At 72.1% G+C, this 12,027-nt stretch carries 11 protein-coding genes and 1 pseudogene; 11 read left to right on the forward strand and 1 reads right to left on the reverse strand.

The genetic code is table 11. The features are described from left to right. The 10 genes from G3I19_RS07440 to G3I19_RS07485 all read left to right on the forward strand — a co-directional run. Nucleotides 1-829, forward strand: an 829-nt coding sequence (locus G3I19_RS07440) for a WS/DGAT domain-containing protein (protein ID WP_164260861.1), incomplete at its 5' end; no start/stop codon positions are given. A 19-nt stretch (nt 830-848) separates the two neighbouring features. Beyond that, nucleotides 849-1,805, forward strand: coding sequence for an aldo/keto reductase (locus G3I19_RS07445; protein WP_164260982.1), 957 nt, complete (start codon nt 849-851; stop codon nt 1,803-1,805). A gap of 6 nt (nt 1,806-1,811) precedes the next feature. Next, nucleotides 1,812-2,651 carry an amidohydrolase family protein gene (locus G3I19_RS07450; RefSeq protein WP_164260865.1) on the forward strand — a complete coding sequence of 280 codons (840 nt, stop codon included), beginning with the start codon at nt 1,812-1,814 and terminating at the stop codon, nt 2,649-2,651. A gap of 55 nt (nt 2,652-2,706) precedes the next feature. After that, nucleotides 2,707-3,456, forward strand: a complete 750-nt coding sequence (locus G3I19_RS07455) for a LytTR family DNA-binding domain-containing protein (RefSeq protein ID WP_164260868.1) — start codon at nt 2,707-2,709, stop codon at nt 3,454-3,456. A gap of 128 nt (nt 3,457-3,584) precedes the next feature. Continuing rightward, the gene (locus G3I19_RS07460) at nt 3,585-3,947 is read left to right on the forward strand and encodes a hypothetical protein (protein ID WP_164260871.1); all 363 of its coding nucleotides are present in this window, start codon (nt 3,585-3,587) and stop codon (nt 3,945-3,947) included. Then, nucleotides 3,944-5,644, forward strand: a complete 1,701-nt coding sequence (locus tag G3I19_RS07465) for a cation acetate symporter (RefSeq protein ID WP_343235016.1) — start codon at nt 3,944-3,946, stop codon at nt 5,642-5,644. Before G3I19_RS07460 ends, G3I19_RS07465 begins: the two co-directional genes overlap by 4 nt. Further along, complete coding sequence (locus G3I19_RS07470; RefSeq protein WP_164260874.1) at nt 5,641-6,144, forward strand: cysteine dioxygenase family protein; 504 nt, start codon at nt 5,641-5,643, stop codon at nt 6,142-6,144. Before G3I19_RS07465 ends, G3I19_RS07470 begins: the two co-directional genes overlap by 4 nt. Nucleotides 6,145-6,276: 132 nt before the next feature. After that, nucleotides 6,277-7,698, forward strand: coding sequence for a cytosine permease (locus G3I19_RS07475; protein WP_164260877.1), 1,422 nt, complete (start codon nt 6,277-6,279; stop codon nt 7,696-7,698). 96 nt (nt 7,699-7,794) lie between these two features. After that, nucleotides 7,795-8,229, forward strand: a complete 435-nt coding sequence (locus G3I19_RS07480) for a hypothetical protein (protein ID WP_164260880.1) — start codon at nt 7,795-7,797, stop codon at nt 8,227-8,229. Between the two features lie 413 nt (nt 8,230-8,642). Beyond that, nucleotides 8,643-9,209, forward strand: a complete 567-nt coding sequence (locus tag G3I19_RS07485; protein WP_164260883.1) for a TetR/AcrR family transcriptional regulator — start codon at nt 8,643-8,645, stop codon at nt 9,207-9,209. Nucleotides 9,210-9,345: 136 nt separating this feature from the next. Here G3I19_RS07485 and G3I19_RS07490 read toward each other — a convergent pair whose 3' ends face one another. Further along, nucleotides 9,346-10,737 carry a cystathionine beta-synthase gene (locus tag G3I19_RS07490; RefSeq protein WP_164260985.1) on the reverse strand — a complete coding sequence of 464 codons (1,392 nt, stop codon included), beginning with the start codon at nt 10,735-10,737 and terminating at the stop codon, nt 9,346-9,348. 132 nt (nt 10,738-10,869) lie between these two features. Between G3I19_RS07490 and G3I19_RS07495 the strand changes: the two are divergent. Further along, nucleotides 10,870-11,835: pseudogene (locus G3I19_RS07495) on the forward strand (SGNH/GDSL hydrolase family protein); the annotation flags it as partial. Nucleotides 11,836-12,027 lie beyond the last annotated feature (192 nt).

The following is a 12,027-nucleotide window of genomic DNA, read 5'->3' on the forward strand; positions in this document are numbered from 1 at the left end:
CGCCAGGGAACGGATCGAGGAACTGGGCCGGGCCGTGGGGATCGGGGCCTCCGTCATGCGGGCGAGCCGCATCGACCTGTGGGGCGGGTCCGCGCTGGCCGCCAGCTCCAGCGGCACCCGGCGGCTCGCCACCGCCGTGCTCGACCAGGACGAGGTGCTGAGGGTGCGCAGAGAAGCGGGCGGCACCTCCAACGACGTGCTGCTCGCGGTGGTCGCGGGCGGGCTGCGCCGCTGGATGCTGGAGCGCGGTGAGCGACTGCCGGGAGCCGATCCGCGCGCCCTGGTCCCGGTGTCCAGGCGCCGCCGCGGCGCCCCTGCGGGCTCGGCCAACAAGCTGTCCGCGTATCTCCTCGGCCGGCCCGTATCCGACCCCGACCCCTGGCGGCGGCTCGACCGTGTCCGGGCCGCCATGAACCGCAACAAGGCAGCGGGACCCGCACGCGGCGCGGGCGCGGTGGCGGTGCTGGCCGACCGGCTCCCGCCGCTGGCCCACCGGGTGGGCGCCCAGCTGGCCGGGAACGCGGCGCGGATGCTCTTCGACGTGCTGGTGACCAGCGTGCCGCTGCCGCGCTCGACGCTGTCGCTCGGCGGCTGCCCGCTCCGGGCGCTCTACCCCCTGGCGCCGCTCGCCCACGGGCAGTCGCTCGCCGTCGCGCTCTCCGCCTACGGCGGGCGGGTCCATATCGGCCTGGTCGCGGACGGGAAGGCGGTGCCGGACGCGGAGCGGCTCGCCCAGTGTTTCTCGGACGAGCTGACCGAACTGCTGAAGGTGACGGACGAGAGGTCAAGCGGGGCTGTTTCAGGCAGAGGTGTTGACGCCCTGAAGTGATCCGATGAATATTCGTCTCATGCGGCGCAACAAGATCGGCAACAGTACGGTCGGCACCACCGAACTGTCCTTCGGGGCGGCCGGGATCGGCAATCTCTTCACCCCGGTGGGCCCGGCAGCGGCCAGGGCGGCGGTCGACGCTGCCTGGGAGGCGGGGATCCGGTACTTCGACACGGCCCCGCACTACGGGCTCGGCCTCTCCGAGCGCAGGCTCGGGGACGCCCTGCGCGAGCGGCCCCGCGACGCGTATGTGATATCCAGCAAGGTCGGACGACTGCTGGAGCCGGGGCCGGGTCAAGGCGATGACCTCGCCAACGGATTCGCCGTCCCCGCCGACCGTCACCGGGTCTGGGACTTCAGCGCGGACGGAGTACGGCGCAGCGTCGAGGAGAGCCTGGTGCGGCTCGGTACCGACCGGATCGACATCGCCTATCTGCACGACCCGGACGACCACGCCGACGACGCCTTCCGGCACGGCTACCCGGCGCTGGAGCAACTGCGCTCCGAGGGGGTCGTCGGCGCGATCGGCGCCGGGATGAACCAGACCGCGATGCTCACCCGCTTCCTCCGCGACACCGATGCCGACGTGGTCCTGTGCGCCGGGCGCTGCACCCTGCTCGACCGGTCCGCGCTCGATACCCTGCTGCCCGAGGCGCAGGCGCGCGGCAGGAGCGTCGTCGTCGGCGGCGTCTTCAACTCCGGCCTGCTGGCCGACCCCCGGCCCGGTGCCCCGTACGACTACGGTGCGGCGCCCGCGGGCGTACTCGACCGGGCGTTGCGGATGAAGGACGTCTGCGGGCGGTACGGGGTCCCACTGCGCGCGGCGGCCCTCCAGTTCCCCCGGCGCCAGCCGGCGGTGGCGAGTGTGCTCGTCGGCACCCGCTCGGCCGCCGAGGTGCGCGACGCCGCCGAGATGCTGCGGCTGGAGATACCGGAGGCGCTCTGGGACGAGCTCGCCGAGCCGGGGGAGGGCTGAGAGCCGATGCGGATCATCGACGCCCATCACCATGTGTGGGACCTCGCCGTACGCGACCAGGACTGGATCACCGGTCCCGAACTCGCGCCGCTGCGAAGGGACTTCGGGATCAGTGAACTCGCGCCGCAGGCGCGGGCCGCGGGGGTGGCGGCCACCGTCCTCGTCCAGACCGTCACCGTCGCCGACGAGACCCCCGAGTTCCTGTCACTCGCCGGGCGGAGCGACCTGGTCGCCGGTGTCGTCGGCTGGACCGATCTCACCGACCCGGCGATCGCGGACACCCTCGCCGCGCTGCGTGAACTGCCCGGCGGGGACAACCTGGTCGGCATCCGCCACCAGGTGCAGGGCGAACAGGACCCGGCCTGGCTGCTGCGGCCCGACGTCCGGCGCGGGCTCGCCGCCGTCGCCGCGGCCGGGCTGGCCTACGACCTGATCGTCCTCGACCACCAGCTGCCCGTCGCCGCCGCCGTCGCCGCACAACTGCCCGAACTCACCTTCGTACTCGACCATCTGGGCAAGCCGCCCATCGCCGGCGGCGCGCTCCAGCCCTGGGTGTCGGATGTGCGGGCCCTGGCCGCCCGCCCCAACACCGTCTGCAAGCTCTCCGGAATGGTCGCCGAAGCGGGCCAGGGCTGGACGGTGGACGGGCTCCGTCCGTACGCCGGCACGGTGCTGGAAGCCTTCGGCCCCGGCCGGCTGATGTTCGGCTCCGACTGGCCGGTCTGCACGCTCGGCGCCTCCTACGGTGAAGTCGTCGACACCGCGCACCGGTTGACGGACGGGCTGAGCGAGAGCGAGCGCGCCGAGGTGTTCGGGGCCACCGCCGCGCGGGTCTACGGCATCTGAGGCCGCGTGGCAGCACCGCTTCGCCGCACCCGCGTCAGGTCCTACACTCCGGGTCATGCTGCGCGTACTGGCCGTGGACGACGAGGAGCCCGCCCTGGAGGAGCTGCTCTACCTGCTCCGCAGTGACCCCCGGGTCCACAGCGCGGAGGGCGCGCTGAGCGCCACCGAGGCGCTGCGCCGCATCGGCGGCGCGCTCGGCACGGGGGCCGGTGCCGACACGGCGGCCGTCGATGTCGTCTTCCTCGACATCCATATGGCCGGGCTCACCGGGCTCGACATCGCCCGGCTGCTCGCGGGATTCACCCGGCCCCCGCTGATCGTCTTCGTCACCGCGCACGAGGGCTTCGCCCTGCAGGCGTTCGACCTCAAGGCCGTCGACTACGTACTGAAACCGGTACGCAGGGAGCGCCTCGCCGAGGCCGTGCGGCGGGTCGCCGAACTCGTCACCGACCGGACGGCCCCCGTCCTGGACGCGGCCGCCGACCAGATCCCGGTCGAACTCGGCGGTGTCGTACGCTTCGTGGCCGTCTCCGACATCGCCTACGCCGAGGCCCACGGAGACTACGCCCGGCTGCACACCGCCGACGGCAGCCATCTCGTCCGCGTCCCGCTCTCCGCCCTGGAGGAGCGCTGGCGCGCACGCGGGTTCGTACGCATCCACCGCAGCCACCTCGTCGCGCTTGACCGCATCGACGAACTGCGCCTGGACGCCGGCTCCATGAGCGTCCGCGTCGGTGCGGCCGAACTCCAGGTGAGCAGACGCCATGCCAGGGCGTTGCGCGACCGCCTCATGCACCGCCGCTGAACCCGGGCCCTGGTGACGGCCGTTGATCCCCGCCGGTGCGCCCCCGCCGTTGCGTTCGGACCGCTGGACCGGGTGCTCCTCACGCGTTCGGCTGCCGCCGGCACGCCGCGCTGCGTACACTCCGCGCCATGTCCGCAGAGCCGCTCCCCCGACGCGAGACCGTGACGGGCCGGCCCCGACAGGTGCGCCCGCTGCCCCGTCACCGGGCGCAGTCCGAGATCGACGAACAGACCGCGCTCGGCGACGCCTACGTACGCTCCCTGATGCGCGGGCAGCTCCGGGCCGGGCTCGGGGCGTTCACACTCATTGCCCTCCTCGCCGGCAGCCTGCCGCTCGCCTTCGCCGCGCTCCGCAGCGAGCCGGCCGTCTGGATCGTCCTGGGCCTCGGCGCCTATCCGCTCCTGGTGGGCGTCGCCTGGTGGTACGTGCGCCGCGCCGAGCGCAACGAACAGGACTTCGCCCGCCTCGTGGAAGGCCGCCCCGCACGGTGAGCCGGACGTACGCCGTGGTGGCGGTGGCCGTCGTCGTCCTCGCCACGGTCCTGGTCGGCGGCTTCGGCCTGCGGATCTCCCGGACGACATCCGACTTCTATGTGGCGTCGCGCACCGTGGGTCCCCGGCTCAACGCCGCCGCGATCAGCGGTGAGTACCTCTCCGCCGCATCCTTCCTCGGGGTCGCCGGACTCGTCCTCGTCCACGGCCCCGACATGCTCTGGTACCCGGTCGGCTACACCGCCGGATATCTGGTGCTGCTGGTGCTCATCGCCGCGCCGCTGCGCCGCTCCGGCGCCTACACCCTGCCCGACTTCGCCGAAGGGCGCCTGGAGTCACGGCAGGTACGCGGCCTGGTCGGAGTGCTCGTCACCGGAGCAGGGTGGCTCTATCTGGTGCCCCAGCTCCAGGGCGCCGGGCTCACCCTGGACATCCTCACCGGGGCGCCCGGCTGGCTCGGCCCGGTGATCGTCGCCGCGGTCGTCGTGCTCTCCGTCGCCGCGGGCGGAATGCGCAGTATCACCTTCGTCCAGGCGTTCCAGTACTGGCTCAAGCTCACCGCCCTGCTGGTCCCCGCGCTCTTCCTGGTGCTCGCCTGGCAGGGCGACGGGCGGCCCCGGGTGCCGCCCGTCGGCCCCCAACTGGCGGCCGCCGCGGGCTTCGACCGCGCCGGTCATCCGCTGTACGCGACCTACGGGCTGATCGTGGCGACCTTCCTCGGCACCATGGGGCTGCCCCATGTCGTCGTCCGCTTCTACACCAGCCCGGACGGCCGCACCGCCCGCCGCACCACGGTCGTGGTCCTCGCACTGATCGGCGCCTTCTATCTGCTGCCCCCGGTGTACGGGGCGCTGGGACGGCTGTACGCGTCGGAGCTGTCACTCGGCGGCGACGCCGACGCGGCCGTGCTGCTGCTGCCGGGCCGGGTGATCGGCGGCACCGGTGGCGCCCTGCTCGGCGCGCTCGTCGCGGGCGGTGCGTTCGCCGCGTTCCTCTCCACGGCGTCGGGGCTGACCATGGCGGTCGCCGGAGTCCTCACCCAGGGGGCCCGCGGCATACGGCACTTCCGCCTCGCCACCCTGCTGGCCATGGGGATCCCGCTCGGCGCCGCCCTGCTGGTCAGCGGCGTACCGGTGGCCGACGCCGTAGGCATGGCCTTCGCCGTCTCCGCCTCGTCCTTCTGCCCGCTCCTCGTCCTCGGCATCTGGTGGCGCCGGCTCACCCCGCCCGGCGCGGTCGCCGGGCTGCTGCTCGGCGGCGGCTCCGCGCTGATCGCCGTGTCGGTGACGATGGGCGGCGGCGTACGGCCGGGCTGGGCCCATGCGCTGCTCGCCTGGCCCGCCGTGTGGTCCGTACCGGTGGGCTTCCTCGCCATGAGCCTGGTGTCGCTGGCCACCCCGGGCCGTATCCCGCCCGGCACCAGCGCGGCCATGGCCCGCTTCCATCTGCCGGAGGCGCTGACCGCGGCCCGGGGCGGCGGCCGGGGCACGGTCGATCCCGACGTCTTCTACGAGACCTCCTCGTACGGCACCCGGGCCGTGGACGCCCTGGTCCGCGCGGTCGGCATCGACACCGTCGTGACCGGCAGCGACCGCCCGTACGCCCTCCCCGCACCCCCCGATCTCGGCGCCGAAGCCGCCGTCCACGCGCTGCGCGCCGCCAACCCCGCCCGCCTCCTGAGAGGAGCAACCCCGTGACGTACGACGCCGCGCTGCCCGACCGTAATCTCGACAAGCGCGAACTCCAGGCACTGGTCGACGACTTGGCCACCCGCCCGGAGCTCTGGCGCCCCGAGGTCGCCTTCTCGGACACCGACCGGCACTACGCCTCACTGCACCGCGACGAGTACGTGGACATCTGGCTGCTCTGCTGGACCCGGCAGAACGACACCGGCTGGCACGACCACGACATCTCGTCGGGCGCGGTCCGGGTGGTCCAGGGCGTGCTGACCGAGTCGAATCCGCGGATCAGCGGCCGGCACCTCGCGACGGCCGTCGGCGCCGACAGCTCCTTCTGCTTCGGCCCCGACCACATCCACCGCCTGACCGGGGCGACGGACGACGCGGTGTCGATCCACGCGTACTCGCCGCCGCTCTGGCGGCTCGGTCAGTACACCATCAGCGACGACGGACTGATGCGCCGGATTTCCGTCTCATATGCGGACGAACTACGACCAATGGACAGTCCAGCTGCCTGAAGAAGCAACTAAAAATCCTGCACCTATTGACCTTCCATTCATCAAGACACACTCTGCATAGATCGATACATCGCCGGTCGGCACACACACCGGCCGATGATGGCAACGCAGTGGTGAGAGGGAGGCCCTCCGGTGGCAGACCTGGTGGAACAACGGTCGATCGATGTCGTCCCCGACGAGGAGCGCCACGGCAACGCCTTCTCCCAGTTCACGCTCTGGGTGGGCGCGAACCTGCACATCACCGCCGTCGTGACCGGGGCGCTCGCCGTGGTCTTCGGCGGCGGCGCGCTCTGGTCGATCGTCGGGCTGCTGCTCGGCAATCTGCTGGGCGGCACGGTGATGGCGCTCCACTCGGCGCAGGGCCCGCGGCTCGGACTGCCCCAGATGATCTCGTCCCGTGCGCAGTTCGGGGTCAAGGGCGCGGTCGTCCCGCTGGCCCTGGTGATCCTGATGTACATCGGGTTCTTCGCCAGCGGCACCGTCCTCGCGGGCCAGGCGGTGGGCAAGCTGACCCACCTCGGCGACACCACCGGGATCGTCATCTTCGCCGTGCTGACCGCGGCGATGGCCGCCATCGGCTACCGGGTCATCCACACGCTCGGCCGGGTCGCGAGCATCATCTGCGCCATCGCCTTCATCTACCTGGGGATCCGGCTGCTCGACCGCATCGACCTGGGCACGGTCCTGCACGACCACAGCTTCTCGTTCCCGCTGTTCCTGCTCGCCGTCTCGCTCTCGGCCTCCTGGCAGCTGGCCTTCGGCCCGTATGTCGCGGACTACTCGCGCTATCTGCCCCGTACGACCAGCGGCCGCGCCACGTTCTGGTGGACGCTCGGCGGTACGACGCTCGGCTCGCAGTGGTCGATGACCTTCGGTGTCCTGGTGGCGGCGACGGCGGGCGACGCCTTCCTGAACAGCCAGGTCGGCTATGTGGTCGGGCTCGGCGGCGCCGGGCTGATGGCCTCGGTCCTCTACTTCGTCATCGCGCTGGGCAAGCTCACGATCAACGTGCTCAACACCTACGGCGGCTTCATGTCGATGGTGACGTGCGTCAGCGGCTTCCGCGGCCAGAAGACCCTCACCCCGCGCGGCCGCACGCTCTACATCATGGTCATCATGGTGGCCGGCACAGCGGTGGCCCTGGCGGGCAAGGACAGCTTCCTCGACTCCTTCAAGGACTTCCTGCTCTTCCTGCTGGCCTTCTTCACTCCCTGGTCGGCGGTCAACCTGGTCGACTACTACCTGATCTCCCGCGAGCGCTACGACATCCCGGCCCTCTCCGACCCGAAGGGCCGCTACGGCGCCTGGCGGTGGGACGCGCTGGTGGTGTACGGGATCGGGCTGGTGGCCCAGTTCCCCTTCCTGGCCACGTCCTTCTACACCGGACCGCTGGTCAGCAGCCTCGGCGGCGCGGACATCTCCTGGATCGTGGGGCTCGTGGTCCCGGCGGCGCTGTACTGGCTGCTGGCCCGGCGCAACACCTCGCACATCCCGGAAGCCACCATCCTGACGCCGGCAGCCCAGCCCGTACCGGAGCAGGTGCCGGCCCCGTAGCCACGCCGCACGGCGGCCGGGCGGGTGGGAGTACCCCCTCGGATTGGGGGGTTAGCCCCACTGCTCCGCGCGCCCCGGATTCGTACCGTGTACTCCATGGAAGCCAGCGACCAGGAGTTGAAGAAGGAACTCGACGCCGCCCTGCACGCGCGCAGGGAACTGGGCGAGGATTACGACTCGGCTCTGGTCGAATCGTTCCTGGAGAAGGTCGAGCAGCGGCTCGACGGCACGGTGGACCGGCGGGTGCGCCGGCAGATGGCCGAACAGCAGATGGTGGTCGCCCGGGGCAGCAGCCGTCCGCAGCAGCCCGAGAGCGGGTTCGGCGAGCGGTTCGGGTTCGGGATCGTCACGATGATCCTGGCCGTCCCGCTGTCGGCGATCGGGGTGATCAACGCCGGCCTGCCGGGGCTCATCGTCACCTGGGTGGGGATCGTGGGCGTCAACACGGTCCATGCCGCGCGCGACGGCGGCCTGTTCCAGCATCTGCGGTCCCGCTCGAAGCCCAGGCCGGAATCCGACTGGGAGGGCTGACCCGGCCCGCGGGAAACTGACCCGGCCGGGGCACCTGCCGTACGGTCAACGGCCCCGCACACAGATGATCGCGGGGACCGCCGCACCCCCGGCGGACCGGGGGGCGGGACGACGGCGGTCCCCGCGAGGGACGCGGGGCCGGGTCAGGGCCGGCCGACCGCGTCCATGGCGTCCTGGAGGCCGGGAGCCGCTCCGGAGGTCCGTGACGCCGTTCGTGGTGCCGGCTGGTCTCCCTTCCGGCACCCACCAATCTGCCGCAGCCGTGTTAAGACGGTGCTGCGCGAGCGTGTCACCCGTGTACCGCTTGGGCGAATCCTGCTGCTCCGGCTCTGGCGCTCTGCGCTCCCTGCGCTCTGAGCCCCCTCCCCCGGGGACAACGATGTCAGCCTCTGACGTCACGTAGGATCGGCGCCATGAGTCGCTGGGAGCCGAACGGGCGCGGCCGCCTGGAGCAGGCCGCACTGGAGCTCTACGTCGAGCGGGGCTACGAACAGACCACGGTGGCGGAGATCGCCAAGCGGGCCGGGCTCACGGAGCGCACGTTCTTCCGGCACTTCGCGGACAAGCGCGAGGTGCTGTTCGGGGGCGCGGAGGCACTCCAGGAGCTCCTCGTGAGCAGGCTGGCCGAAGCGCCCGCTTCCGCCGCACCGATCGACGCCGTCGCCGCCGCGCTCGATCCGCTGGGCGCCCATTTCCATGAGCTGCGTGAGCACGCCCGGCTCCGCCAGAGCGTCATCGCCGCGAACACGGAGCTCCAGGAACGCGAGCTGATCAAGCTCGCGTCACTGGCAGCGGCGCTGGCCGGCGCGCTGCGCGGGCGCGGCGTGGGGGAACCGGCCGCGAGCCTGGCGGCCGAGGCGGGGGTGGCTGTCTTCCGGGTCGCGTTCGAGACCTGGATCGGCGGAAACGGCGAACGGGATCTGTCGGAGATCGCCAGGGAGTCGCTCGCGGAGCTGAGGTCCGTGACAGCGGGCGCCTGACCTCGCCGCCCGACCCGTCCGACCAGCGGCCGGGCCACCAGGCCGGCAGCCCGGCCGCCCAATCAGCGACCCGGCGACCGGGCCACCCAGTCAGCGACCCAGCAGCCCGGCGCTCCCACGGCCCTGCCGCCCGGCCTTACGCCGTGCGGGCCCTGCGGGCCAGGTACGACAGCAGGTCCTGGCGGCTGACCACGCCCGTCGGTTTCCCCTCCACCAGCACGATCGCCGCGTCCGCCTTGCCCAGCACGGCCATCAGATCGGCGACCGGCTCGCCCGAGCCGACCAGTGGCAGCGGTGACGACATGTGCTTCTCCAGCGCGTCGTCCAGCGAGGCCCGCTGGGCGAACAGCGCGTCCAGCAGCTCCCGTTCCACCACCGAACCGATGACCTCGGCGGCCATCACGTCCGGATGCCCGGCCCCCGGCTTCACGATGGGCATCTGGGAGACGCCGTACTCACGCAGCACGTCGATCGCGTCGCCGACGGTCTCCTCCGGGTGCATGTGCACCAGGTGCGGGATGCCGTCCTCCTTCCCCAGCAGCACATCCGAGACGCGCGGGTCGGTGCCGGGCTGCTCCAGGAACCCGTAGTCGTTCATCCACTCGTCGTTGAAGATCTTCGAGAGATAGCCGCGCCCGCTGTCCGGCAGCAGCACGACCACGGTGTCGTCGGGCCCGAGCTCCTCGGCCACCCGCAGCGCCGCCACGACCGCCATCCCGCAGGAGCCGCCGACCAGCAGGCCCTCCTCCTTGGCGAGCCTGCGCGTCATCTGGAAGGAGTCCTTGTCGGACACGGCGACGATGTCGTCGGTCACCGTCCTGTCGTACGCGGTCGGCCAGAAGTCCTCACCGACGCCCTCGACGAGGTAGGGCCGCCCCGAGCCGCCCGAGTACACGGAGCCCTCCGGGTCCGCGCCGATGATCCTGACCCGCCCGTCGGACACGTCCTTGAGATACCGCCCGGTCCCGCTGATGGTGCCGCCGGTGCCGACGCCCGCGACGAAGTGCGTGATCCGCCCCTCCGTCTGCTCCCACAGCTCGGGCCCGGTGGTCTCGTAGTGCGAGCGCGGGTTGTTCGGGTTGCTGTACTGGTCGGGCTTCCACGCACCCGGCGTCTCCCTGACCAGCCGGTCGGAGACGTTGTAGTACGAGTCGGGGTGGTCGGGGTCGACGGCCGTGGGGCAGACGACGACATCGGCTCCGTACGCCCGCAGCACGTTGATCTTGTCCGTCGACACCTTGTCCGGGCAGACGAAGATGCACTTGTAGCCCTTCTGCTGGGCCACGATCGCCAGCCCGACACCAGTGTTCCCACTGGTCGGCTCCACGATCGTGCCGCCGGGGAGCAGCTCGCCGCTCTGCTCCGCCGCCTCGATCATGCGGACGGCGATACGGTCCTTCACGGAGCCGCCGGGGTTGAAGTATTCGACCTTGGCCAGGACGGTCGCCCTGAGTCCTGCGGTCACCTTGTTGAGCCTCACCAGCGGGGTGTTGCCGACGAGGCCGATCATCGAGTCGTGGATGTGCACCATGGCGGTCAGCGTATTGGACAAGATTGAGCAGCACCGGTCTCCGGGCAGTTAGCTGTTGTACAGCTCGGCCGGCCGGACACCGTACGGCAGGTGTACGGCTATGAGGAGGTGGCAGTGTCGAGGGCGAGGGTGGCGCGACGGATCGCGGCGGGCGCGGCGTACGGAGGGGGAAGCATCGGGCTGGTCGGAGCGGCCGCGGTGGGGGTGCTGCTGGCGGAGGTCCAGCTGGCGAAGCGTTCCGTCGGCGGTGGCCGGGCCCCCTGGGCGCCGAGCGCCGACGGGCGGTACGGACTGGCGTTCGCGGGCCGTACGGGGCATCTGGAGCCGTTACGACTGGCCATGCTCGGCGACTCGACGGCGGCGGGCCAGGGCGTACGGCGGGCGGGCCAGACCCCGGCCGCGCTGCTCGCCTCCGGGCTCGCGGCGGTGGCGGAGCGGCCGGTGGATCTGCGCAATGTGGCGCTGCCCGGCGCGATGTCGGACGATCTGGACCGGCAGGTGGGGCTGGTGCTCGCTGATCCGGGGCTGCTCCCCGAGGTCTGCGTGATCATGATCGGCGCGAACGATGTGACGCACCGGATGCCGGCCACCCAGTCCGTGCGCCATCTGGCGACCTCGGTCCGCAGGCTGCGTACGGCGGGTGCCGAGGTCGTCGTCGGGACCTGCCCCGACCTGGGCACGGTCGAGCCCGTGTACCAGCCGCTGCGGTGGCTGGCCCGGCGGGTCTCCCGGCAGCTGGCGGCGGCCCAGACGATCGGGGTGGTCGAACAGGGCGGGCGGACGGTGTCGCTGGGCGAGATGCTGGGCCCGGAGTTCGAGGCCAACCCCCGCGAGCTGTTCGGCCCGGACAACTACCACCCGTCGGCCGAGGGCTATGCGACGGCTGCGATGGCGGTACTGCCCACGCTCTGCGCGGTGCTCGGCCTGTGGCCGGAGACCGACCACCTGGACGCCACCCGCGACGAGGACATGCTGCCGGTGGCCAAGGCCGCTTCGGCCGCGGCGTCGGAGGCGGGCACCGAGGTCACCGGGGTCCGTGCGCCCTGGGCGCTGCTGAAGCACCGCAGGCGGCGGCGCCTGCCGGAGACGGCGGAGGCCGCGCCGCCCGGCGAGCGCCGGCACCTGCACTGGCCGCCCGGGAACCACCAGTCCGGGAACCACCCGGACGGAAACCACCCCGGCGGGAACCACCCCGTCGGAAACCACCCCGGCGGGAACCACCCGGACGGAGACCACCCGGACGGGAACCACCCCGGCGGAACCCACCCCGGCGGGGACCACCCGCCC

Origin of the sequence: Streptomyces sp. SID10853, from assembly GCF_010548145.1 — a bacterium.
In the GTDB taxonomy this organism is placed as follows: Bacteria; Actinomycetota; Actinomycetes; order Streptomycetales; family Streptomycetaceae; genus Streptomyces.